A 24,906-nucleotide genomic window follows, 5' to 3' on the forward strand; every position below is an offset into this window, starting at 1 on the left:
TTGATTTTACGCCCTGCCTGAAAGCTCTTTAAGCTTATAGATCAGCTCAAGCGCTTCACGCGGCGTCAGCTCGTCGGGGCTGATTTCAGCGACGGCTTTGGCGAGTTCACTGTCTTTTGTGGCTGCCTGCGGCTTGGGTTTTTCCTGTTGCAGAATAACAGAAAACAGCGGCAGATCATCAATCAGCTTGTCAGCCTTGCCGGATGTTTCACCGGCTTCCAGCTGATGCAGCACATCGCGCGCACGATTGACGACAGCTTCCGGCAGACCGGCAAGGCGCGCAACCTGCACGCCATAGGAACGGTCAGCCGCGCCCTTTGCCACTTCATGCAGGAAGACGACATCATTGTCCCATTCCTTGACCCGCATGGTGACATTGAACAGCCGATCAAGCTTTTCAGACAAAGCCGTCATTTCATGGAAGTGTGTCGCGAACAACGCACGGCAGCGGTTTTTCTCATGCAGATATTCGACCGCCGCCCAGGCAATCGAAAGCCCGTCAAAGGTTGCTGTGCCGCGACCGATTTCATCGAGAATGACCAGCGAACGCTCGCCCGCCTGATTGAGAATGGCGGCGGTTTCAACCATTTCCACCATGAAGGTCGAACGGCCCCGCGCCAGATCATCCGATGCACCGACGCGGCTGAACAGTCGGTCAACAACACCAATCTGCGCAGAACCCGCAGGCACAAACGAACCCATCTGCGCAAGAATCGCAATTAAGGCATTCTGGCGCAGGAAGGTCGATTTACCGCCCATATTCGGGCCGGTCAGCAGCCAGATCGCGCCATTGCCACCATCTGATTGCGGTGAGAGATCACAATCATTGGCCACAAAGGGATTAGCCGCCTGACGGCGCAATGCCTGCTCAACCACCGGATGGCGACCCGCGACAATGTTAAACGACAGGCTGTCATCGACCAGCGGGCGGCAATAGCCCTGCTCTTCGGCAAGAACGGCAAGCGAAGCAGAAACGTCAAACACTGAAAGGGCGACTGCCGCCGCACGAATGCTGTCCGCATGGCTGACGGCTTCCGCCGTCAGTTCCTCAAAGATTGCCAGCTCAATCGACAAAGCCCGATCAGCTGCATTGGCGATCTTGCTTTCCAGTTCTGCCAGTTCCGTTGTTGTAAAACGCATGGCATTGGCCATGGTCTGGCGATGGATGAAGCGGCCCTTGGCTTCATCACTGTCCGTCATGGTGCCGGAATTATTGGCGGTCACTTCGATAAAATAACCAAGCACGTTGTTGTGCTTGATTTTCAGCGTTTTAATGCCGGTTTCCTCAATATAATCCGCCTGAAGCCCGGCAATGACGCGGCGTGACTGATCACGCAGAGCGCGCATTTCATCGAGTTCTGCATTATAGCCTTCGCGTACAAAACCGCCGTCGCGCTTCAAAAGCGGCATCTCGTCGGCAAGCGCGCGGTCGATATGGGCCGCAAAGCTAACAGGCAATGTCTCAATGGCTTCGCGCGCATGTGCCAGTTCATCCGGCAGAATGGTGCCTTCAAGAAGCGAGGCAATGCCGTTCGCCGCTTCAAAACCGCGCTGCAAAGCGCCAAGATCACGCGGCCCGCCGCGACCCACCGCAAGTCGTGAAAGCGCGCGCGGCATATCCGGCACGCCTTTCAACTCTAGCCGAAGCCCTTCGCAGAGCGATTGCTCACTCAGAAACCATGAAACAGCATCAAGGCGCAGCGCAATCGCCTTTGGATCAGTCAAAGGTGCGGTCAGTCGCTCTGCAAGTAAGCGCGCGCCGCCACCCGTCACCGTACGGTCGATGGCCTTGAGCAGACTGCTCTCGCGATTGCCCGACATGGTACGGGCAAGTTCGAGGCTTGCGCGGGTGGCCGGATCGATGAAAATCGTACCGCCCTCATGTTCGCGCTCTGGTCGCATCAAAGGCGGACGCTCGGCAATCTGCGTCTTTTCAATATAGGCAATGGCACCGGAAATGGCAGACAGTTCGGAGCGGCTGAACTGTCCGAAACCGTCAAGGGTTGCGACATTGAAATAACGCTGAATGCGGGTTTCAGCGGCAGCGCTGTCAAACAGTGTCGCAGGCTGCGGCACAACCGACTTTCCAATCAGATCAAAAATCGGGCGCAAGTCTGCATCATGAAAGGCCGTATCAGCGACGACCAGTTCACGCGGGTCAACACGGGCAACATCGGCAAAAAGCCGATCTTCCGTTGTCTCAGCAACGCGGAACGTGCCGGTTGAAATATCAATCCATGCAAGGGCCAGCGCACCGTCGCCTTTGGTGCGGCCAAGCGCCATCAGATAATTGGCTTCCGACGGATCGAGCAGCTTTTCTTCGGTGATCGTACCCGGGGTTACAAGCCGGATCACATCACGGCGGACCACCGATTTTGAGCCGCGCTTTTTGGCTTCCGCCGGGTCTTCAATCTGCTCACAAACTGCAACGCGATAACCTTTGGCGATCAGGCGTTGGAGATAATCATCAGAGGCATGGACCGGCACGCCGCACATCGGAATATCGTCGCCCAAATGCTTGCCGCGCTTGGTCAAAGTGATGCCGAGCGCCTTGGAAGCTTCAACCGCATCGTCAAAAAACAGCTCGTAAAAGTCGCCCATGCGGTAGAAAAGCAGCGAATCAACATTCGCGGCTTTGATCTCAATATACTGCTCCATCATGGGCGTGAGGCGAACAGCGGTTTCCTGCGCGGTATTTTCTCCCGCTTCCAACTGTTTTTCTTCGACCTTCGCTTCCATGCCAAACCTTCATTTATTGCGATTTAAATCCATTTAAAGACATAATAATATCCATATCATGCTTTTTAGGATCAATATCTATTCCAAAATGCGTTGTTTACACTCCCGCGGACTGGCGTTATCGAATTCGTCCCGCAGAAGAAACCGGAGGGAACATGCCAGTCTCGACGCCGAAGGGCAACACGCCAGAACGCACACCCACAGCCAGTGAGAAGGAAGCACTCGACTTTCACGCTCATGGTCGCCCCGGCAAGCTGGAAATCAATCCCACCAAGCCAATGACCACGCAGCGCGACCTTTCGCTGGCCTATTCCCCGGGCGTCGCAGTACCCGTCAAGGCAATCGCGGAAAATCCCGCCACCGCCTATGATTATACCGCCAAGGGCAATCTGGTTGCGGTCATTTCCAACGGCACCGCCATTCTGGGCCTTGGCAATCTTGGCGCGCTGGCTTCCAAGCCTGTAATGGAAGGCAAGGCCGTCCTTTTCAAGCGCTTTGCGGATGTCGATTCCATTGATCTGGAAGTCGATACCACGAATATTGATGAATTCATCAATGCGGTGCGCTATCTCGGCCCATCGTTCGGCGGCATCAATCTCGAAGACATCAAGGCTCCGGATTGCTTCATCATCGAACAGCGTCTGCGCGAAGTGATGGATATTCCGGTTTTCCATGATGACCAGCATGGCACGGCAATCATTGCCGCCGCTGGCATGATCAATGCGCTGCACCTGACGGGCCGCGACATCAAGAATACCAAGCTTGTCTGCAATGGTGCTGGCTCGGCAGGCATTGCCTGTATTGAACTGATCAAGGCCATCGGCTTCCCGTCCGAAAACGTAACCCTCTGCGACACCAAGGGCGTCGTCTATCAGGGTCGCGAAGAAGGGATGAACCAGTGGAAGTCGGCCCATGCCATCAAGACGTCCAAGCGCACGCTCGAAGACGCGATGAAAGATGCTGACATCTTCTTCGGCGTTTCGGCAAAAGGCGCGCTGACCAAGGAAATGGTGCGCTCAATGGCACCAAATCCGATCATCTTCGCCATGGCCAATCCGGACCCGGAAGTGACCCCAGAAGACGTAGCGGAAGTGCGTGATGATGCCATCGTTGCCACCGGCCGTTCGGACTATCCGAACCAGGTCAACAACGTGCTGGGCTTCCCGTATATTTTCCGTGGCGCACTCGATGTGCGTGCCACCACGATCAATGACGAAATGAAGATTGCAGCGGTTTACGCAATCGCAGAACTGGCCCGCGAAGACGTGCCGGATGATGTGGTGGCCGCCTATCAGGGCAGCCGTCCGCGCTTTGGTCCGCAATATATCATTCCGGTTCCGTTCGATCCGCGTCTGCTCGCAACCGTTTCGGCGGCGGTGGCCAAGGCCGCGATGGAAACAGGTGTCGCCGGGCGCGCAATTGAAGACATCGAAGCCTATAAGCAGGAACTGCTCGCCCGCCGCGATCCGATTGCCTCCACGCTGCGCGGCATTTACGAGCGCGTGCGCCGTCAGCCAAAGCGCATCGTCTTTGCCGAAGGTGAAGAAGAGCCAACCATGCGTGCGGCTGTTTCCTACGTCAATCAGGGGCTTGGCACTGCCATTCTGGTTGGGCGCGAAGAGCGTGTTGCCGAAACCGCCAAGGAAGCTGGTCTTGATCTTAATCGTCCGGGCATTGAAATCATCAATGCGCGTCTGTCGAGCCGCAACGCGGTCTATGCCGACTATCTCTATGCGAAACTTCAGCGCAAAGGCTATTTGACGCGCGATTGCCACCGCCTGATCAACAATGACCGCAATCATTTTGCGGCCTGTATGGTTGCCCTTGGCGATGCGGATGGCATGGTAACGGGCATCACCCGTAACTATGCAACCGGTCTTGAAGATGTGCGTCGCGTGATTGATTCAAAGCCGGGTCATCGTCTGGTCGGTGTCTCCATTGCGCTCTGTCGTGGCCGCACGGTGTTTATCGCCGACACTGCTGTTCACGAAAAGCCAACGGCTGAAGAACTGGCTGACATTGCGGTGGAAGCCGCGGGCATGGCACGCCGGATGGGCTATGTGCCACGTGTTGCACTCACCGCCTTTTCGACCTTTGGCCATATGGGTGGCGAAAGCTCGGCGCGCATTCAGGAAGCGGTTCGCATTCTCAACACCCGTCATGTCGATTTCGAATTTGATGGCGAAATGAGCGCGGATGTTGCTCTCAACCCGAAACTGATGGACCAGTATCCATTCATCCGCCTGTCGGGCCCTGCCAATGTCATCGTCACGCCAGACAATCACTCGGCATCGATTGCAGCCAATATGCTTCAGGAACTGGGTGGCGCGACCATCATCGGCCCTCTGCTGGTCGGCCTCGACAAACCAGCGCAGATCGTGAGCATTGGCGCAAAAGATACCGACATCGTCAATATGGCAGCGATTACCGCCTATAATGCCGGTAACTGAAACAGCGAAAGGCCGGGCAATGCCCGGCCCCTTCTTTTGAATATTCATACAATTTAAAACCGGCTATAGGATAGTTCCGTCATCGCAAGTCCCTTCCCCAAAGCCGGACATACAAGCCGCATGAGCGCACACGACCTGAAGCTTGAAGAAATCGTCAATCCCGAAGCCCTTCGCCGCAAGCTCAATGAGCTGGCGGATTCAGCCGATGAAAGCTATCAAAGCCTGCCTGTTCGTAAGGTTGTGCTTCATGCGCTCAAAGACGCTCTGATCCGCGGTCGCGCCAATGCTGAAAGCCTGCTGATGAAAGATGGCGGCGGCACGCTCTGCGCGCGGCGCCTGTCTTATCTCATGGATACGCTGATCAGCGTGCTGTTTGAGTTTGCCAGCACCAAAGCCTATCCGATGACGAACCCATCCAAAGCCGAAAACATGGCGATTGTCGCCGTTGGTGGCTATGGGCGCGGCGGACTTGCTCCCGGCTCCGACATCGATCTTTTGTTTCTGCTACCCTATAAGCAGACGCCATGGGGCGAGCAGGTCGCCGAATATATGCTCTATATGCTGTGGGATATGGGCCTGAAAGTCGGCCATTCCACGCGCAATATCGATGAATGCATCCGCCTTTCGCGCGAAGACATGACGATCCGCACCGCCATTCTGGATGCGCGTTTCATCATCGGCAATCGCGATCTGTTCAATGCGCTCAACACGCGTTTTGATGAAGAAGTGGTCAAAGATACCGGCCCTGAATTCATTCAGGCCAAGCTTGCCGAACGCGACAATCGCCACAAAAAGGCAGGTGAAACCCGCTATCTGGTCGAACCAAACGTCAAGGAAGGCAAAGGCGGCCTGCGCGATCTGCATACATTGTTCTGGATCGCCAAATATTTCTACCGTGTCAAAAGCAAGGAAGAACTGGTCAAGCTTGGCGTGCTTTCACGCGCAGAACTCAAGCTGTTCAACAAGGCAGAAGATTTCCTCTGGGCGGTGCGCTGCCATATGCATTTTGCGACGCTCAAGGCAGAAGAACGCCTGTCCTTCGACATTCAGCCGGAAATCGCGCAGCGTCTGGGCTATACCGCCCATCCTGGCCAGAACTATGTCGAGCGCTTCATGAAGCATTACTTCCTGGTCGCCAAGGATGTCGGCGATTTGACGCGCATTCTTTGTGCGGCGCTGGAAGAGGAACAGGCCAAGCACGTGCCGGGCTTTAACCGCATCTTCCTTACCTTCTCACGCCGCAAGCGTAAACTTGCCGGAAGCAATGATTTTGTCTCAGAAAACCATCGCATTAACATTGCCGATGCCGATGTGTTCAAACGCGATCGGGTGAATATCATTCGGATTTTTCATCTGGCAGACAAGCTGGGACTGGAGTTCCATCCTGATGCCATGCAGCAGCTCACCCGCTCGCTGAAACTGATCAATGCCGAGTTGCGCGAAAACCCGGAAGCCAACAAGCTGTTTCTAGAAGTGCTGACCTCGCCGCGCAATCCAGAACTCATCCTGCGGCGCATGAATGAATCCGGCGTGCTTGGTAAATTCATCCCGGATTTTGGCAAGATCGTCGCGATGATGCAATTCAACATGTATCATCACTATACGGTCGATGAACATCTTCTGCGCTGTATAGCCGTGCTTTCCGAGATTGAACATGGCGAGTTGGAAAACGAGCATCCGCTGGCCAATCATCTCGTCAGCGCCATGCGGCGGGATCGCGTCGTGCTGTATGTCGCTTTACTCCTGCATGATATTGCCAAGGGCAGACCTGAAGATCATTCTATCGCCGGTGCCCGCATTGCACGCAGGCTCTGCCCGCGTTTTGGCCTGTCCGCGTCCGAAACAAAAACCGTAGAATGGCTGGTGCGCGAACATCTAACCATGAGCATGGTTGCACAATCGCGCGATCTCAATGACCGCAAGACGATTGTCGATTTTGCCGATACCGTGCAGACAATGGAACGGCTCAGGCTGCTTCTGATCCTCACTGTTTGCGACATCAAGGGTGTTGGCCCCGGTGTGTGGAATGGCTGGAAAGGCCAGCTTCTGCGCACACTTTTTTACGAAACAGAACTGGTGCTGACAGGGGGCTTCTCGGAACTCCCGCGCGCAGACCGTGACCGGCAGGCGCGCGCGGCTTTGGCTGAAAAGCTTGCCGACTGGCCAGAAGCCGAGCGCGATGCCTATCTTGGCCTGCATTACACCAATTATTTCCTGACCGTCAGCCTCGACGATCAGGTGCGCCATGCGCATTTCATCCGCGAAACAGATCGCAATGGTCGCGTCCTTGCCACGATGGCCAAACCACACACATTTGAGGCAGTGACGGAAATTACCGTCCTTGCACCCGACCATCCACGCCTTCTGTCGATTATCACCGGTGCCTGCGCGGCGGCTGGCGGCAATATTGTCGACGCGCAGATTTTCACCACCGGCGATGGACGCGCGCTTGATACGATCCTGATCAGCCGCGAATTCGATACCGACGAAGACGAACGCCGCCGTGCGGAGCGGGTTGGCAAGGTGATCGAAGATGTGCTGTCCGGCAAAGCTCATCTGCCGGATGTGCTGGCCAAACGCACAAAGCCCAAGAGGGGCACCAAAGCCTTCAAAGTCGAGCCGCATGTGGAGATTAACAACACACTCTCCGACAAATTCACTGTTGTCGAAGTGGAAGGTCTTGACCGGCCCGGTCTTTTATCGGAACTGACTGGCCTTATTTCCGACTTGTCACTGGATATTGCTTCAGCCCACATCACCACCTTTGGCGAGAAGGTCATCGATAGTTTCTATGTCACGGATCTCGTGGGACACAAAATTTCAAACGCAACGCGTCAGGGCAATATCAGGCGCAAGCTTATTGCCGTGCTTAGCGGCGAAAACACCGCCAAGACCAACGGTCGCGCAGCAGCATAGGTTTTTTAGTCAATGAGTTTGGTCAAGAAATTCGCAACCGTTGCGTCTGGCACGCTGATGAGCCGCATTTTCGGCTTCACGCGTGAAATGTTCATGGCGGCAGCGCTTGGCACCGGACCGGTTGCGGATGCGTTCAATGCGGCTTTCCGTTTCCCGAACACATTTCGCCGATTGTTTGCCGAAGGCGCATTCAACGCCGCCTTCGTGCCGCTTTTTGCCAAGGAAATCGAAAAAAACGGCATGGATGGCGCGCGCCGCTTTTCCGAAGAAGTGTTCGGCGTTCTGTTCACGGTGCTGCTTTTCATCACCATCGTCATGGAAATCTCCATGCCATTTATCGTGCGCACGGTCATTGCGCCGGGCTTCACCGATGATCCGGTAAAATTCGACAATACGGTGCGGCTGGCGATCATCATGTTTCCCTATCTCGCCTGTATGTCGCTGGCTTCGATGATGGCAGGTATGCTCAATTCGCTGCATCGCTATTTTGCAGCAGCCGTAGCTCCAGTCTTTCTCAACATCATCCTGATTGCTGTTCTGGCTTTCGCATGGTGGCAGGGCTATGACGCGCTGGCTGTCGGCTATGCGCTTTCGTGGGGGGTGATGGCGGCGGGGCTTGTGCAGCTTGCCATTGTCTGGATCGATGTGCGCGTTGCTGGCATCAAAATCGGCTTTCGTCGTCCGCGCCTCACACCCGGTGTCAAACGACTGCTGGTGCTCGCACTTCCTGCCGCTATTACCGGCGGCATCACGCAGATCAATCTGCTGATCAACACCAATATTGCGTCAGGCATGGAAGGGGCTGTCTCGTCACTTGTCTATGCTGATCGCATTTATCAGTTGCCGCTTGGCGTGGTGGGCATTGCGGTTGCAACCGTGCTTCTGCCGGAATTGTCGCGCGCGTTGCGCGGCGGGCATATGCAGGAGGTCGCAAACCTACAAAATCGCTCGGTCGAGTTCACGCTGTTTCTCACGCTTCCCGCAGCAGCAGCCCTTTTGGTGATGTCGGAACCAATCGTTCGACTGCTGTTTGAACGCGGGCAGTTCAGTGCGGAATCGACACTTGTCGTCTCCAATATTCTGGCAATTTATGGCATCGGCCTGCCTGCCTATGTGCTGATCAAAGCTTTTATTCCGGGCTTCTTTGCCCGCGAAGATACCCGAACGCCGATGATCTTCGCAGCCATTTCGGTTGCTGTGAACATCACACTTGCGATCACGCTGTTTTCGCGCATGGGGCCGAGCGGCATCGCCATTGCAGAAATCACCGCAGGCTGGGTGAATGCAGCGCTTTTGTTTGCAACGCTGGTGAAGCGCGGTCATTGGGGCAATGATGTTGCGCTTCTCACGCGTATTCCACGCCTGTTGATTGCAGCCGCTGTCATGGCTTTGGGCATTCATTTTTCTCTTGGCTATTTTGCCCATGAGTTGTCATCGGCATCGTCTTTTGGCGTGCGCGCCGGAACTGTCGCGGCAATGGTTGCAGGCGCCATGGTCGTCTACTTTAGTCTGGCCTTCGGACTGGGCGGCGCGAACACGGCTATGATCCGTCGCGGCATCAAGCGTGGTGGCACAAAGAAACAGTCTGACAATCAAGAATAATTGCCTTGAAAGGCAATCACAGCTCTGCGAAAACACCGCATCATAATAAATACCCTTCGCTCTCCACCGGCGAAGGCCAACATCAGGATCATATCATGAGCACGTTTAAGCCGCTTGTCTTCTCCGGCGTTCAACCGACCGGAAACCTTCACCTTGGTAATTATCTGGGTGCCATCAAGCGGTGGGTCGAGGTGCAGGAAACACAGGAATGCATTTATTGCGTGGTCGATATGCACGCGCTGACCGTCTCACCCGATCCGCTCGAACTCATTCAGTCAACACGCGAAGTCACGGCTGCCTTCCTTGCCGCCGGTATCGACCCCAAGCGTAGCATCGTTTTCAACCAGAGCCGCGTGATGCAGCACGCCGAGCTTGCATGGGTGTTCAACTGCGTGGCGCGCATCGGCTGGATGAGCCGCATGACGCAGTTCAAGGACAAGGCTGGCAAGGATCGCGAAAATGCTTCGCTCGGCCTCTTCGCTTATCCAAGCCTGATGGCGGCTGACATTCTGCTTTATCGCGCAACGCATGTGCCTGTGGGCGAAGATCAGAAACAGCATCTGGAGCTGACGCGCGACATCGCCCAAAAATTCAACAATGATTATTCCGACCGCATCGCGTCACTCGGTATCGGCGTGGATATGCAGGTGGGAGACGAGCAGGTTTCCGGCTTCTTCCCGCTGACCGAGCCGATGATTTCGGGTCCGGCCATGCGCATCATGTCGCTGCGCGATGGCACCAAGAAGATGTCGAAATCTGATCCGTCGGATCTGTCGCGCATCAATCTGATTGATGACGAAGACACCATCAACAAGAAGGTCCGCAAGGCCAAGACCGACTCGGAAGGCTTGCCTTCGGAAATTGATGGCCTGGCTGGACGGCCGGAAGCGGACAACCTTGTCGGTATCTATGCAGCCCTTTCTTCAAAGTCGAAGGAAGACATTCTGGGTGAATTCGGTGGACGTCAGTTCTCCGAATTTAAATCAGCTCTTGCTGATCTGGCTGTTTCAAAACTATCGCCAATCACCCATGAAATGCGTCGTCTGGTGGCTGATCCTGCCTATATCGACAGTGTTCTGAAAGATGGTGGCGAACGCGCAAGAACGGTTGCAGAAACCAATATGCGTCATGTGCGCGACATCATCGGCTGGCTGCAAGACTGATAAATATGACGTGTAATATTCTGACGTCGCCTGCTTGCAGGCGACGTCTTAGAATGCCACATTATCGCCATGGTATCAAAACGACTTAGCCGGGAAGCCGGTCACCGCCGCAAGTTTCTTGCCGTGATTGACGAGACGCCTGAATGCGGGCGTGCCGTTGCTTATGCCGCGCGCCGCGCCAAAAACTCAAATGGCGCGTTGGTCATGCTTTTTGTCATCGACAATTCCGATTTTCAACAAATCCTGGGCGTTGGCGAAATTATGCGTGCTGAAGCTGAAGAACGTGCACGCTCGACGCTTGAAAAATTCGCAGCCAAAGTGCGTGAAGAACAGGGCATTGAGCCGGAGCTGATCATCCGCGAAGGGTTGATCAGTGATGAATTGCCTAGCCTCATTGAAGAAGATCAAGACATAGCCATTCTTGTGCTGGCGGCAGGTTCCGGCAAAGACGGCCCCGGCCCTCTCGTCCAGTCTATTGCCAATCGCGCCCAGTTCCAGATCCCTGTGACCGTCATTCCATCCAGTCTTTCCGATGAAGACATTGATGCGGTGACCTAATCACCCTATATTGATGATAGATTATGTAGGACCGTTCTTGGCAAAATCTGCCTTTACGCCTATCCATGTTTACGAAAAATTTCAGACAGTGAAAGCGGAGAACGACGATGTTCATCCAGACCGAGACTACACCAAACCCGGCAACCCTCAAGTTTCTGCCGGGTAAAGTGGTCATGCCAGAGGGTACTGCGGATTTCCGCGATGCCGCAAGCGCAGGCAATACATCGCCGCTTGCAGCCAAGCTGTTCGCAGTTCCGGGCGTCACCGGCGTTTTCTTTGGTTATGATTTTATCACAGTCACCAAGGAAGACGGCGAATGGCAGCATCTGAAACCGGCTATTCTGGGCACGATCATGGAACATTTCATGTCGGGCGCAGCTGCCATGGCTGGCAATGCCGGTGCAGCCGCCGGGGATGCTCATGATGAAGAAGAATTCTTCGATGAAGCCGATGTTGAGATCGTTGAAACGATCAAGGAGCTGATCGAAACCCGCGTCCGCCCGGCTGTGGCACAGGATGGCGGCGATATCACCTTCCGCGGTTTTGAAAACGGGACCGTGTTTTTGCACATGAAGGGTGCATGCTCCGGTTGCCCGTCATCGACGGCGACGCTCAAGCACGGCATTCAGAACCTTCTGCGCCATTTCGTACCGGAAGTGCAGCAGGTCGAGCAGATTTAAGTCTTTATAACTGCTAACGAAAAGGCCGCTTTTCAGCGGCCTTTTTATATCTTATCTTATCGGACGATAACCTTGGCTCCTTGTTCGGCACGCTCATAAAGATCTAGAATATCCTGATTCATCATGCGAACGCAGCCTGATGACATCGCCTTGCCGATCGACCACCATTCCGGCGTTCCATGAATACGATAGCCGGTGTCGCCGCTCTTATTGTAGAGATAAAGCGCACGTGCACCCAGCGGGTTCTTGAGACCGGGTTGCATGCCGTTGCGATATTTCGCCAGCTCCGGCTGACGCTTGATCATAGCCGCTGGTGGCGTCCATGTCGGCCATTCACGCTTCATGGCAACACGCGCTGTTCCCGACCAGCCGAAGCCTTCGCGACCCACGCCGATGCCGTAACGCATCGCTTTGCCATCCGGCTGCACCAGATAAAGGAACTTCTCGCCCGTATCGATGATAATCGTGCCCGGCGCTTCGTTGGTCTGATATTTGACGATCTGGCGACGATATTGCTGCGGGATTTTTTCATTCGGAATGGCGGGAATTGTATAACCAGCATCGCTGACCGACGAATAGGATGCCGTATAGAATGTGCCACCAACAGTGGAACAGCCGGCGAGCATTCCGCCCAGAAGCAGCGTTGCGGCCAGTTGCAAGACGCGAGACTTCATGAATTTCCCCCAGACCAAAATAGCAAAAACACGAGCGCATTGCTCTCTTGGTCGCAAATATGCGGGAGGATTCTTAACCAGCCGTTAACCGTGATTTAAAAATTTATGAGCAGCCTCTTTTTTGCCATTTTCCTCGCGGTTGTGTTTTGTGTTTGCCCGACACGCGGGCAGGAGCGCACAATACAGCCATGCCAATCGTGATTCCCCACAAAACCCACCCGCTTTCCGATGGAAGGCAATCTGAAAACGCGATGCTCGTGCGTCGCGGTGTACAACGCCTGTTTCTGGACATGGGATTGGCAACGCTGCCCGAATTGCCACTTGCTTCAGGACGGCGTGCTGATCTGATCGCTGTCAGTCGCAAAAGCGAAATCTGGATTGTTGAGATTAAATCATCCATCGAAGACTGGAAGGCAGATCGGAAATGGCCGGACTATCGCGCCTATTGCGACCGGCTGTTTTTTGCGACACATCCATCTGTGCCACGCGACATCTTCCCGGACGATTGCGGCTTTATCTTATCGGATGGTTATGGGGCTGAAATTCTACGCGATGCGCCGGAACACAAGCTTCCCGGCGCGACCCGCAAGGCGCTGATGCTGCGCTTCGCACGAGCGGGTGCTGCACGCCTGACGATAGCAGAGCTTGCAGGTCTCAATGTCCCCGAGACAGACATTGATTAACCCAACTGACTAGCGCGGCGCGCGCTTGGCCAGAATCCGCTGCAAAGTACGGCGATGCATATTGAGACGGCGCGCCGTTTCGGAAACATTGCGCTCACACATTTCATAAACGCGTTGAATATGTTCCCAGCGAACCCGGTCGGCAGACATCGGATTTTCCGGTGGCGCGACTTTTTCGCCCGGACGCCGGGTCAGAGCCGCGAAAACCTCATCGGCATCGGCAGGCTTGGAAAGATAGTCGATTGCACCAAGCTTCACTGCGTTCACAGCCGTCGCGATATTGCCATAGCCGGTCAACACGATTGCACGCGTATCGGTGCGGCGCGAACGAATGGCTTCGATGACATCAAGGCCATTTCCATCGCCAAGGCGCATGTCGACCACAGCATAAGCGGGTGCTGCGGCTTTCGCTGCAGCAATACCTTCTTCAACCGATTCTGCAGTCGTCACCTGAAAGCCACGGCCTTCCATGGCACGCGCCAGACGCTGCAAGAAAGGCTTGTCATCATCAACCAGAAGGAGGGTGGGATCGTTGCCAATGGCTTCGGTGTCTTCCTGCTTCAAGTCTTCCATGGGTGCTTCCTGCCTGTATTTTTATTCCCTTATTGATACCCCTGCGTCAAAAAGTCAAATAGCCATTGAATTGTTGAGGCAATCCGAACAAAAAAATGCCATATTAGAGGCAGGCAAATCCTTGTATTTACACGTGCTTTTGAAGCAAAGACTCAAAGATCAAAACAGCCTTTTCTTTTTATATAAAAGAAATTCACGGCGCAGGTTTATAGAATATTGAATGGTTTCATTGGCTTACAATGAAGGCGGCGCGTGGCCAAACCACCTTCACTTCCGCACCCTGTCCCGGATTCTTGCGGTTTCTGAAGCTGATCTGCGCGCCCGAACGCTCCAGCAAGGTTTTCGCAATAAATAGCCCCAGACCAAGTCCGCCACCGCCATTATGCGTGCTGTCGCGACTGGTCATGTAGGGCTCACCGATTCGGTCAAGAATTTCCGGCTTGAACCCTTCGCCATCATCTTCGATGGTCACTGTCACATGAGCGTCGGTCCAACCCCAGGTCACGCTCACCTTGTCGCTTGCAAAATCGACGGCATTTTCCACCAGATTGCCAAGTCCATAAAGCAGACCCGGGTTGCGACGCACAACCGGTTCAGGCTTGGGTCCATCAATCTTTGTAACCTCAAGCGCAACACCAAAGTTGCGATGCGGCTCAATCACTTCCTCGATCAGCGACGAGAACGGCAAACGTGACATATGTTCTTCATTTTCCGAAGACAGGCTGGTCAGTCGCTGCAAAATTTCGCGACAGCGCGCTGCCTGCGATTGCAGCAACGCAATATCTTCCGCCAATGCGGGGTCGCTATCGGGCTTTTTTGCATAGGTGCGCTGCATTTCCTTGACCACAAGTGTGATGGTGGCAAGGGGTGTTCCCAGTTCATGGGCGGCAGCAGCGGCAAGCCCGTCAAGCGCGGTCAGATGCTGCTCACGCTGGAGTATGAGTTCCGTTGCCGTCAAAGCGTCGCCTAACTGTCGGGTTTCTTCGGCGATGCGATAGGCGTAGACGCCGGTAAAGCCCAGCGCCGAAATGATGGCGCACCAGATGCCGCCCACAAAAAGAAACGGCAAAACCAGTGTTTCACCCGGATACCAGGGCAAAGGGCGGTGATGCATCAACAAAAACGTGGTGCAAAAAACCACCAGCAATGCCAGCGCCAAGGTATGCCTGACCGAAAGCGATGTCGCCGAGATAATGACAGGCGCAATCATCAAAATGATAAACGGGTTCTGCAAACCACCGGTGAGATAAAGCAGCCCCGCCAATTGCAGAATATCGAAAGCCAGCACCAGACTTGCAGCATCGGGATTGAGCCGATGATTGTTTGGAAAGCGAAAAGCCAGATAGAGATTGAGCCAGGCTGAAGATGAAATCAAGGCGAGGCAAATGCTGATTGCGAAGCTGAATTGCAGATAAAGCGCCACGAACAAAACTGCCGCTGTCTGCCCCGCAATAGCCAACCAGCGCAAACGCACCAATGTAGTCAGACGTGGCCTGCGTGAGAGATTGGAAGCGCGATTATCGAATTCTGCGTGCATAGCCACTCCCAGACATTCCAGAAAATGTGAAACAGTTTTGTGCTCAAAAATACCGATCAAAAAAGCTGACGAGAACAAAACCGCTTTTGGCTTCTTATGCGACAGCGCAAATATTCATGCAAGCAGAACTGTGTCATCCAGTCGCAGCTTAACAAGCAATGACGGATACCCCTTAGTTTACTGGGCTTTAAGCGCAATCACGTTGCCTTCAGGGCGCGCCCAGATAAATTGTGTCAATTTTGTGAATAATTTATAACACCCAATAACAAGCGTAGGAGGGCACGCATGGTTATCTTCAGGGGGAAGATATCATCAGGCTTGGGCAGGCATTCAGAGCTTGTTATTCCGGGTAAGAAAAAACTTTTGAATGCACCTAGCGACTGGCCGGATCGGTTTGCTTCCGGCTCATTGAATGTGCAGATCGTGGAATATCCACCCATTCTGCGAAGCCGTCGCAAACAGCTAAAGGCGCTGGATCGCGGCCTCGTTCCACCGAGCATCGTTATCCCACAGCACGAAATTGCGAACAACAGCCTGCGGCGCAAGCTTTTCAAGCCGCGCCGCGGCACAGGGCAGGCTTGGCGGGCCACGCTTCACGCGCATTCCCATTCCATGAATGTGTGGGTTTTCCGGCGTATCGGATCGCATATGCACGATTGCCTTGAGCTGATCTCAGAAAAGCGTATCCGTGAAAGCCTCAACATCCGCGATCAGGATGAGGTTCACGTGGTTCTGCATTCTTGATCGTCATCAAGTGCCGCGCGGTTTTGCTCTGCGCGTCGCTTGCGCATTGGCCGGATCTTCCGGCCAGACATGACGCGGATAGCGACCACGCATGTCGGTGCGCACATCGGCCCATGAGCCAGCCCAGAAGCCCGGAAGATCGCGCGTGATCTGGATTGGTCGATGGGCAGGCGAAAGCAGCTCCAGCAGGAGCGGTACTTTGCCATTGGCAATGGCCGGGTGAATGCTCAACCCGAATAACTCCTGTACACGAACGGCCAGGATCGGCTCATCCGCATCATAACGGATCGGAATATTCGAGCCGGTCGGCACCTCAAAATGCGTCGGTGCCAGCTGATCGACGCTGCGTTGCAGGTCAAACGGCACAAGGCTCATCAAACCGTTTTTCAGCACATGCGCCGGGATGCGGTCGAGTTGCGCCTCGCCTGTGAGAAATGGCAGCAACCAGTCATCAAGACGTTCAACAAGATTGTCGTCATCCATCGATGGCCATGGATCGCCAAGCCCGCGATAAAGCCAGCCGAGACGACGGCGCAGAATTTCGGCTTCTTTGCCCCATGGCAGAATCTGCAAACCATGCTCGCGCACGGCAGCTATGACGCCCTCATCAGCAACCGCACCCGAAGGCGCAGCCAATGGCTTCTCCGACAAAGCAATCGCGCCGATGCGCACGGCTTCACGCGCACGCAGCGCGTTCTTGTCCGCATCATAGACGATCTGTCGTCCGCTCTCGATCTTATTGCCGAGGGCTGCACGGATTTCCGTCTCTGACACTTCTGCCGCAGACAAGATACGCGCACGGCCTGCTTTACCCGACATATCGGCCACCACCAGCCATTGCGCACGGCTGAGGCTGATCGCTGGATCGACTTCGCCACCACGCCCATTGGCCAGCAGAAATTGCCCCGTTGCGCCACGCGCCTTAGCGATACGGTCTGGATAGGCGTCAATCAACATACGACCAACACTTGAACCTGCTGCTTCGCCTTTGTTGGGCACATTGGTTGTCAGTCGCTTCGCGAGATTTTTTGCGCGGTGCGCGCGATCAGAACGATCATTGCGGAACCGCGACATGCGCGTATCGAGATCGGTTTCATTGCCACCAAGACCACGCTCGGTCAAAAGCATGGCGAGTTCTGCTGCCCGCAAAGCCTCGCCGCGTTTTCCCGCTTCCGCCACCATATGCGCCAGACGCGCAGGGAGTGCCAGTGAGCGCATGGCCTCGCCATCGGCGGTTAGGCGTCCGTCATCATCCAGCGCACCAAGCCGCACGAGCAGCGCTTTGGCTTCTTTGAGCGCGGGTGCGGGTGGCTTATCGAGCAGCGACAAAGTTGCTGGATCGGTCACGCCCCAAGCAGCCGCATCAAGCACAAGGCCGGAAAGATCGGCCTCCAGAATTTCGGGCGGCGAGAAAGCAGGGAGTGACGCCGTTTGACCCTGATGCCAGAGGCGAATAGCGATGCCCGGCTCGGTACGACCGGCGCGACCAGCCCGCTGATCAGCACTTGCGCGTGACGTGCGCACCGTCTCAAGACGCGTGAGGCCCGTAGCAGGTTCGTATTTTGGCAGGCGGGCAAGGCCAGAATCGATCACCACCCGAACCCCATCGATGGTGATGGAGGTTTCGGCAATGGATGTTGCCAGCACGACCTTGCGGAAACCTGTGGGCGCTGGCTTGATTGCCGCATCCTGATCTCGGCCCTCCATTGCGCCATAAAGCGGCGCGAGAATGATATTGGCAGGCAGGAATTTTTCCAGGCTTGCTGCGGTGCGTTCGATCTCGCCCTGACCGGGAAGGAAAGCGAGAATGCTGCCCGTTTCGTCCGCCAGCGCTTCACGGATGGCGCTTACCATCGCATCTTCAATGCGCTGATCCGGCTTGCGCTCGCGGTGGCGAATATCGACAGGAAACGCGCGACCTTCGCTCTCAATAATCGGCGCATCACCTAAAAGTGAGGCTACCCGCGCACCATCCAGCGTTGCCGACATGACGAGTATCTTGAGGTCATCACGCAGAGCGGTCTGCACATCAAGCGCCAGCGCCAGACCAAAATCAGCATCAAGGCTACGCTCGTGAAACTCATCAAACAGGACTGCGGCGACACCTTTAAGATCGGGATCATCAAGGATCATGCGTGCGAAAACGCCCTCGGTAACGACGAGGATTTTGGTCTTGGCCGAGACCTTGCTTTCAAGGCGCATACGATAGCCGACCGTTTCGCCCAGCTCTTCACCCAAGATCTGCGCCATACGGCGGGCGCTCGCGCGTGCTGCCAGTCGGCGCGGCTCAAGCAGCACAATCATGCCATCGCCGCGCCAGCTTGCATTTAAAAAATGCAGTGGCACCAGCGTTGTCTTACCCGCGCCGGGAGGGGCAACCAGAACTGCACTTGCATCATTGGCAAAAGCGGCATCCAGTTGCGGCAGAATGCGGATAACGGGAAGATCGGGCAGACTCGTCAAATGAAATTCCGTATTATAAAGGCGTTGCTTTGGTGCTTATCACACAAGGAGCGACGATGATCCATATCCGAAAATCCAAACCTGCCGACGCCCCTGCCCTTACGGCTATCTGGCGCGCAAGCGTGCTGGCAACGCACGATTTTCTCAGCCGTGAAGATTTCGATGAGATCGAAAAGCTGGTCGGCGAACAATATCTGCCAAATGTGGAAGTCGATGTTATCGAGGATGAGGGCAAACCGGTCGGCTTCATGGGCATGACCGATAACAATATCGACAGCCTGTTCATTTCGCCCGATCAGCGCGGCAAGGGTATTGGCAAACATATGATTGCGCACGCGAAAAAACGCGGCACGCTAACCGTTGATGTGAACGAGCAGAACACGCAAGGCTTAGGCTTTTATCGCCATGTGGGTTTTGTCGAAACAGGTCGTTCGGAAACGGATGATCAGGGACGCCCTTATCCGCTGTTGCATCTCAAGCTTGAGGCTTACAGCAGCTCCAGTTAAGATTGAACCGCTGTAACTGTTTGTTTTTACGCATTATCCGATGCAAAACCACTTCGCACTTTTGCTGGAAATGCTATAAAATCCGGGCCACGCCAATTGCTGAGAAAACCATGCTCACAAAAGGCAATTCGGGAGCAATTGACATACTCCCCTATAGTATATAGGCTTCGTGAAAATCGGGAGATTCCATGCCGCATTCACCGGAAGACAAGAAGCGCGCTTTGACGCGCCTGCGCCGTATTAAAGGGCAGGCCGAGGCGCTGGAGCGTGCGGTGGAAGAAGGTACGGAATGTGCGGCCCTTTTGCAGCAGATTGCAGCAATGCGCGGGGCTGCCAACGGATTGATGGCGGAAGTGCTGGAAAGCCATTTTCGCGAGACATTCGGAAAAGCACGCGAAACGATAGCGCAAAATGCTGTGGCTGATCCCGATGCAGAGATCGACGAAATCATGCGGATTTTGCGCACTTATCTGAAATAGGTCGCACGGAAAAAAGGATTGCAAACATGAAATCACGCGCAGCCGTTGCCTGGGAGGCAAAAAAGCCGCTCACCATCGAAACCGTTGAAATCGGTGGCCCACGCGCTGGCGAAGTGCTGGTCGAAATCATGGCGACCGGCGTTTGCCATACCGACGCCTACACGCTTTCCGGTCTTGATTCAGAAGGCAAGTTTCCGGCAATCCTAGGCCATGAAGGTGCTGGCATTGTGCGCGAAGTGGGTGCCGGTGTGACCTCGGTCAAACCGGGCGATCACGTGATCCCGCTTTACACGCCGGAATGCCGCCAGTGCAAAACCTGCCTGTCGCAGCGTTCGAACCTATGCACCTCGATCCGCGCAACGCAGGGTCAGGGCCTGATGCCAGACCGCACCACCCGCTTTTCATGCGACGGCGGCGAAGTGTTCCATTATATGGGCTGCTCGACCTTCTCGAACTTCACCGTTCTGCCGGAAATCGCAGTTGCCAAGGTTCGCGAAGACGCGCCTTTTGACAAAATCTGCTATATTGGTTGCGGCGTCACCACCGGCATTGGCGCGGTTATTTACACGGCAAAAGTTCGTCCGGGTTCCAATGTTGTTGTGTTCGGTCTTGGCGGCATTGGCCTCAATGTCATTCAGGGCGCGCGCATGGTTGGTGCAGACAAGATCATTGGTGTGGACATCAATCCATCCAAGGTGGAAATGGCCAAGAAATTCGGCATGACCGACTTTATCAACCCGCGCGAAATCGGCAATGACAAGGTCGTGCAAGCCATTCAAGACCTGACGGACGGCGGCGCCGATTATTCGTTCGATGCCACCGGCAACACCGATGTCATGCGTCAGGCGCTGGAATGCTGCCATCGCGGCTGGGGTGAATCGATCATCATCGGCGTGGCCGAAGCCGGCAAGGAAATCGCGACACGTCCATTCCAGCTCGTCACCGGACGCGTCTGGAAGGGTACGGCGTTTGGCGGCGCACGCGGTCGTACCGACGTGCCGAAAATCGTTGACTGGTACATGGAAGGCAAGATCGACATCGACAGCCTCATCACCCACACCATGCCGCTTGATGAGATCAACACGGCGTTTGATCTGATGCATGAAGGCAAGTCCATCCGCTCGGTGATTGTGTACTGATGGGTGAAAAGCGTTTCATTTCCCATTGGGATGAAATCGACCAGCTGACCCCGCGCGCGCTTTATGCGATGCTGAAGCTGCGCGTGGACGTTTTTGTGGTGGAGCAGAATTGCCCATACCCCGAAATCGACGGCAAGGATTACGACGCGTTTCACTTACGCATTCTCGATGGTGAAGAACTTGCAGCAAGTTTGCGGGTTCTGCCGCCAGAGAAGGATGGCAAGCCGGTGAAAATCGGACGTGTCGTCGTGGCGCGGGATTATCGTGGTTACAAGCTTGGTCAGCGGCTGATGAAAGAGGCGATTGTCTTTGCACAGGCGCGTTTTCCGGGCATTGCCATCGAGCTTGGCGGACAGAGCCATTTGCAGAAATTCTATGGCTCATTCGGCTTTGTCGCTGTTTCGGAAGAATATCTCGAAGACGGTATTACGCATGTCGACATGCGGCTTACACCACAGGAAAGTGCCGCCTGATGCTTTTGCTACACCGCCATATGTCCTTTTATCTGGCAGCCATTGGCGGTGCGGCAATCTTCATTATTGCCTGGCTTTTAAACAGTCCGCTCGCCCCGGTCATCGGGGCCAACTGTTTCTTTGTGCTCTATCTCGTTCTGGCGCTTGTGGCTTTACCCAAGCTCACAGCGTCCTATCTTAAAAAACATGCAGCAATAGCGGATGAGCCTACCTGGATCATTTTTCTGGTGACTTTTGCCACCGTTGTTGTGGCGATCGTGTCGCTGTTCGTTCTGATCAATCAGAAACCCCAAGCCGATCTGTTTTCGCTGATTATGACGCTTGCCGCGGTACCGCTGGGATGGTGCACAATCCACATGATGACGGCGATTCACTACGCTCATATGTTTTGGCAACCAACAGAACCCGCCGGAAAAGATTCAGCCCATGCCAGCCGCGTGAAAGGTGGATTTGCATTTCCTGAGACGCCCGCGCCATCCGGCTGGGATTTCGCCTATTACGCCTTCACCATCGGCATGACGGCACAGACTTCCGACACCAATGTCACGACGACCGCGATGCGAAAAGTAACGCTTCTGCACAGCGTCGTTTCATTCTTTTTCAATACGGTCCTTGTCGCGGCGACGGTGAATGTGGTCGTGGCGCTTGGGAGTTAGGATTATTCATGGAAACGATCTCAACTGCAAAATGCTTTGGTGGAACACAGGGCGTCTATCGTCATAAAAGCGAAACCAATCAGTGCGAAATGACCTTTGCCGTTTTCCTGCCGCCACAGGCCAAGGACGGTCCGGTGCCTGTGCTGTGGTATCTCTCCGGCCTCACCTGCACGCATCAGAATGTAATGGACAAGGGTGAATATCGGCAAATGGCTTCCGAATTGGGAATTGCCGTTATTTGCCCGGATACCAGCCCACGCGGTGAAGATGTCCCTGACGAGCCGCAGAACTGGCAGTTTGGCAAAGGTGCTGGCTTTTATGTCGATGCCACGCAGGAGCCTTTTGCCAAGAACTATCAGATGTATAGCTACATCACCAAGGAGCTGACCGAGCTGGTGGCACAAGAATTCCCGCTCGACATGGCGCGTCAGGCCATCACCGGCCATTCGATGGGCGGACATGGTGCATTAACGATTGCGTTGAAAAATCCTGAGCGCTTCAAATCTGCATCTGCTTTCGCTCCCATCGTGCAGCCTTCAACAGCCGACTGGTCAAAGCCTGCGCTTGAAAAATATCTCGGTTCTGAAAAACGCGCATGGCGCGCCTATGACGCGACGTTGCTGATTGAGGATGGCGCGCGCTTTTCAGAATTTCTGATCGATCAGGGAACCGCAGATGGTTTTCTCGATGAAGGTCTGCGTCCTTGGCTATTGGAAGAAGTCTGCAAGAAAGCTGGCATCCCACTCACGCTCAATATGCGCGAAGGCTATGACCATTCCTATTTCTTCATCTCGTCCTTCATGGATGAGCATCTCCAATGGCATTCCAAACATCTTGGCCGTTAAAAATTGGCGATGTGCGTTGGTAAGCCCGCTGTTAAGTTGACTGACAAACGCATCGCTATGACAGGAGCGCCAGGATGAAGGATAAAGTTGTCACGGTAGGTGCCATGCTGGTCAATGACGAGCGAAAAATTCTGATGGGCCTGCGCTCACCGTGGAAGAAGGCGTGGCCCAATCATTGGGATGCGCCGGGAGGTCATGTTGAGCCCGGTGAAACACTGGAACAGGCGCTGGTTCGGGAGATGGGCGAAGAACTCGGCATTCGTCCAACGCAGTTTCAGAAGATCGGCGCAGTGGATGAGAAAAGGCCGGACCTATACGGCGATTCCATCAGCCATATTTATCAGATTACGGAATGGGACGGTGGCGAACCGCGAAACGTTTGCGATGAACATTCTGAGCTTGGATGGTTCAGTCCCGATGACCTTGAAAGCCTCAGTAATTTGGCTGATCCCGAATATCCGCGTCTTGCCCGGATCGCCATTGGCGTCGCCTAACGCCTCACCACCTTCATCGGCAGACCGCCCTGTGGCTGGGTTGTGAGTTTCTGCACCGGCCATGGCTTTGTCGTCTCCAGCACGTCGAAACGACGGCCATCAAGCAAGGTTGCAAGCGCGATAACCGCCTCCTGAAGCGCGAAGCTTGCACCGATGCAGACCCGCGGACCTGCACCAAATGGCAGATATTGAAAGCGATCAAGTTTGTCGCGGTTTTCGGGCCAGAAGCGTTCAGGCATGAAGGCATCCGGCTGATCCCAGTAAAGCCTGTGACGGTGGATCACCCACGGCATCACCAGAACAGCCGTTCCCTTGGCAATTTTCAAATCTCCATAGGTGTCATCCGTTGCGGCCTCGCGGTTGATTGACGGCGCTGGCGGATAAAGCCGCATTGCTTCTTCAAAAGCTGCACGCGTCAGCGGCAATTTTGCCAGCCACTCCTGCGGCGGCAGATCATGTCCACCACCTGCAAAAAATGCATCGATCTCAGCCTCAACACGCGCGCGTTCCTGCGGTGCCTTGGCGAGCAAATAGAGCGTCCAGCCAAGCGCACGGGCCGTGGTCTCATGCCCCGCCCCAATGAAAGTGATGATGTTATCTTCAATTTCCGAGCGACTCAAACCGTCCCGTCCCTCGGCGCGCAAAAGCAAGGTCAGGAAATCATTCGGAACGTCTTCGCCTTTATCCATGCGTGTTTTGCGCAAGGCGATTGTATCAGAAACCAGTTCGCGGAAGAAACTCAGCGATTTGTTGCCGCGTAATCGCGTGAAGCGTGGCAGCCATTCGGGCAAGCCAAGAAGATCAAATGGATCGACGCGGCCCATGGTTTCAAAAAGCTTGTCGATCTGGCGGGCGAAATCATTCGGATCACCGGCAATTTCGCCGGAGAATAACGTTTCCGCGAGAATGTCATAGGTGAGCAGCGTCATGTCGTGCGCGACATCGGTGATGATGCCGTTGGTCTTGTAACGCTCGACAAACTGGCGGGAGCGATCGCGCATGGCGAGCGCAAAACCGCCGATATGACGCGGGGTAAAGACCGGCGCCATTGCCTTGCGCGAGCGCTTCCAGACTTGGCCCTCGGCAGTCAGCAATCCATCGCGCAGAAGCGGGCGGAGCACGCGCTGGCGGATGGCAGACATTGGATAGTTTGCAGCATTATCGACCAGCACATGACGGATGAGGCCGGGATCATTGGCTATGATGGTTTTGATACCCAGCCAGCTTACAGAAACCCAAGGTTCGTTATAGGAAGGCTCACCCCACAATTCGAGCGGGTTCTTGTAAACCACACGCATCATCTCGAAGCGCCCAACCGGCTTCTCGCGCGGGCGCGGTGCGGGCGGCACGAAAGGGCTGGCGGCTTTTTTCATCGCAATTTTGCTTTCCATGACGTGCTCCTCGTGTCGAGAATGTCCCCGTCAGATAAGCATATAAGGGGCAATTGTGGCACTTCCAGAGATTGCGCACCACCCTGACGCTTCATCCTGCACCAAATGAGTGGAATCCCCGGCAAATTTGACCCCAAAATT

At 54.9% G+C, this 24,906-nt stretch carries 21 protein-coding genes; 15 read left to right on the forward strand and 6 right to left on the reverse strand.

Annotation, left to right across the window (positions count from 1 at the left end; all coding sequences use genetic code 11):
• Window positions 1-6: 6 nt before the first annotated feature.
• Window positions 7-2,739 (reverse strand): DNA mismatch repair protein MutS, encoded by a 2,733-nt coding sequence (gene mutS / locus VBH83_RS00235; protein ID WP_396995881.1) that lies wholly within the window; start codon window positions 2,737-2,739, stop codon window positions 7-9.
• A gap of 155 nt (window positions 2,740-2,894) precedes the next feature.
• Here mutS and VBH83_RS00240 point away from each other — a divergent pair, with 155 nt between their 5' ends.
• The 6 genes from VBH83_RS00240 (at window position 2,895) to VBH83_RS00265 (ending at window position 12,108) form a co-directional block, all read left to right on the forward strand.
• Window positions 2,895-5,189, forward strand: coding sequence for an NADP-dependent malic enzyme (locus tag VBH83_RS00240; protein ID WP_265982712.1), 2,295 nt, complete (start codon window positions 2,895-2,897; stop codon window positions 5,187-5,189).
• A gap of 120 nt (window positions 5,190-5,309) precedes the next feature.
• Complete coding sequence (locus tag VBH83_RS00245; protein ID WP_265982711.1) at window positions 5,310-8,105, forward strand: [protein-PII] uridylyltransferase; 2,796 nt, start codon at window positions 5,310-5,312, stop codon at window positions 8,103-8,105.
• A gap of 12 nt (window positions 8,106-8,117) precedes the next feature.
• Window positions 8,118-9,707 (forward strand): murein biosynthesis integral membrane protein MurJ, encoded by a 1,590-nt coding sequence (murJ, locus tag VBH83_RS00250; RefSeq protein ID WP_396995884.1) that lies wholly within the window; start codon window positions 8,118-8,120, stop codon window positions 9,705-9,707.
• Between the two features lie 95 nt (window positions 9,708-9,802).
• The gene (gene trpS, locus VBH83_RS00255) at window positions 9,803-10,870 is read left to right on the forward strand and encodes a tryptophan--tRNA ligase (protein WP_265982709.1); all 1,068 of its coding nucleotides are present in this window, start codon (window positions 9,803-9,805) and stop codon (window positions 10,868-10,870) included.
• 69 nt (window positions 10,871-10,939) lie between these two features.
• Window positions 10,940-11,428 carry a universal stress protein gene (locus tag VBH83_RS00260; RefSeq protein WP_265982708.1) on the forward strand — a complete coding sequence of 163 codons (489 nt, stop codon included), beginning with the start codon at window positions 10,940-10,942 and terminating at the stop codon, window positions 11,426-11,428.
• A 107-nt stretch (window positions 11,429-11,535) separates the two neighbouring features.
• Window positions 11,536-12,108, forward strand: coding sequence for a NifU family protein (locus VBH83_RS00265; protein ID WP_265982707.1), 573 nt, complete (start codon window positions 11,536-11,538; stop codon window positions 12,106-12,108).
• Window positions 12,109-12,164: 56 nt separating this feature from the next.
• Here VBH83_RS00265 and VBH83_RS00270 read toward each other — a convergent pair whose 3' ends face one another.
• Window positions 12,165-12,782, reverse strand: coding sequence for a L,D-transpeptidase (locus VBH83_RS00270; protein ID WP_265982706.1), 618 nt, complete (start codon window positions 12,780-12,782; stop codon window positions 12,165-12,167).
• Window positions 12,783-12,970: 188 nt separating this feature from the next.
• Between VBH83_RS00270 and VBH83_RS00275 the strand changes: the two genes are divergently transcribed.
• Window positions 12,971-13,465: an MmcB family DNA repair protein gene (locus VBH83_RS00275; protein WP_265982705.1), complete on the forward strand. Its 495-nt coding sequence runs from the start codon at window positions 12,971-12,973 to the stop codon at window positions 13,463-13,465.
• A gap of 9 nt (window positions 13,466-13,474) precedes the next feature.
• Here VBH83_RS00275 and regA read toward each other — a convergent pair whose 3' ends face one another.
• Both regA and VBH83_RS00285 read right to left on the reverse strand, forming a co-directional pair.
• A complete protein-coding gene (regA, locus tag VBH83_RS00280) occupies window positions 13,475-14,038 on the reverse strand; it encodes a global response regulator transcription factor RegA (protein WP_024898183.1) in 564 nt (187 codons plus the stop codon).
• A 226-nt stretch (window positions 14,039-14,264) separates the two neighbouring features.
• Window positions 14,265-15,575: an ActS/PrrB/RegB family redox-sensitive histidine kinase gene (locus VBH83_RS00285; protein ID WP_265982704.1), complete on the reverse strand. Its 1,311-nt coding sequence runs from the start codon at window positions 15,573-15,575 to the stop codon at window positions 14,265-14,267.
• 285 nt (window positions 15,576-15,860) lie between these two features.
• On the opposite strand from VBH83_RS00285, the gene VBH83_RS00290 reads away from it, so the two are divergent.
• Window positions 15,861-16,319: a DUF120 domain-containing protein gene (locus VBH83_RS00290; RefSeq protein WP_396995888.1), complete on the forward strand. Its 459-nt coding sequence runs from the start codon at window positions 15,861-15,863 to the stop codon at window positions 16,317-16,319.
• A 6-nt stretch (window positions 16,320-16,325) separates the two neighbouring features.
• Here the strand turns inward: VBH83_RS00290 and hrpB are convergent, their stop codons facing one another.
• Entirely contained in the window at window positions 16,326-18,782 is a 2,457-nt protein-coding gene (hrpB, locus tag VBH83_RS00295; protein ID WP_265982702.1) for an ATP-dependent helicase HrpB, read from the reverse strand.
• Window positions 18,783-18,838: 56 nt separating this feature from the next.
• Between hrpB and VBH83_RS00300 the strand changes: the two genes are divergently transcribed.
• From VBH83_RS00300 to VBH83_RS00330, 7 genes are all read left to right on the forward strand, one after another.
• Window positions 18,839-19,288, forward strand: a complete 450-nt coding sequence (locus tag VBH83_RS00300; protein ID WP_265982701.1) for an acetyltransferase — start codon at window positions 18,839-18,841, stop codon at window positions 19,286-19,288.
• A 188-nt stretch (window positions 19,289-19,476) separates the two neighbouring features.
• Window positions 19,477-19,767, forward strand: coding sequence for a metal/formaldehyde-sensitive transcriptional repressor (locus tag VBH83_RS00305; protein ID WP_265982700.1), 291 nt, complete (start codon window positions 19,477-19,479; stop codon window positions 19,765-19,767).
• Window positions 19,768-19,793: 26 nt separating this feature from the next.
• Window positions 19,794-20,906, forward strand: coding sequence for an S-(hydroxymethyl)glutathione dehydrogenase/class III alcohol dehydrogenase (locus tag VBH83_RS00310; RefSeq protein ID WP_187543493.1), 1,113 nt, complete (start codon window positions 19,794-19,796; stop codon window positions 20,904-20,906).
• Window positions 20,906-21,379 (forward strand): GNAT family N-acetyltransferase, encoded by a 474-nt coding sequence (locus tag VBH83_RS00315; RefSeq protein WP_396995891.1) that lies wholly within the window; start codon window positions 20,906-20,908, stop codon window positions 21,377-21,379. Before VBH83_RS00310 ends, VBH83_RS00315 begins: the two co-directional genes overlap by 1 nt.
• Window positions 21,379-22,035 (forward strand): DUF1345 domain-containing protein, encoded by a 657-nt coding sequence (locus VBH83_RS00320; protein ID WP_265982698.1) that lies wholly within the window; start codon window positions 21,379-21,381, stop codon window positions 22,033-22,035. Before VBH83_RS00315 ends, VBH83_RS00320 begins: the two co-directional genes overlap by 1 nt.
• An 8-nt stretch (window positions 22,036-22,043) precedes the next feature.
• Window positions 22,044-22,880 carry an S-formylglutathione hydrolase gene (gene fghA, locus VBH83_RS00325; RefSeq protein ID WP_265982697.1) on the forward strand — a complete coding sequence of 279 codons (837 nt, stop codon included), beginning with the start codon at window positions 22,044-22,046 and terminating at the stop codon, window positions 22,878-22,880.
• Between the two features lie 74 nt (window positions 22,881-22,954).
• On the forward strand, window positions 22,955-23,374 hold the full coding sequence (locus VBH83_RS00330; protein ID WP_265982696.1) for an NUDIX hydrolase: 420 nt from the start codon (window positions 22,955-22,957) through the stop codon (window positions 23,372-23,374).
• Here the strand turns inward: VBH83_RS00330 and VBH83_RS00335 are convergent.
• On the reverse strand, window positions 23,371-24,747 hold the full coding sequence (locus VBH83_RS00335) for a cytochrome P450 (RefSeq protein WP_265983820.1): 1,377 nt from the start codon (window positions 24,745-24,747) through the stop codon (window positions 23,371-23,373). The genes VBH83_RS00330 and VBH83_RS00335 overlap by 4 nt on opposite strands.
• Between the last annotated feature and the right edge of the window lie 159 nt (window positions 24,748-24,906).

The organism is Ochrobactrum sp. S1502_03 (assembly GCF_044435015.1).
Lineage (GTDB): Bacteria > Pseudomonadota > Alphaproteobacteria > Rhizobiales > Rhizobiaceae > Brucella > Brucella chromiisoli.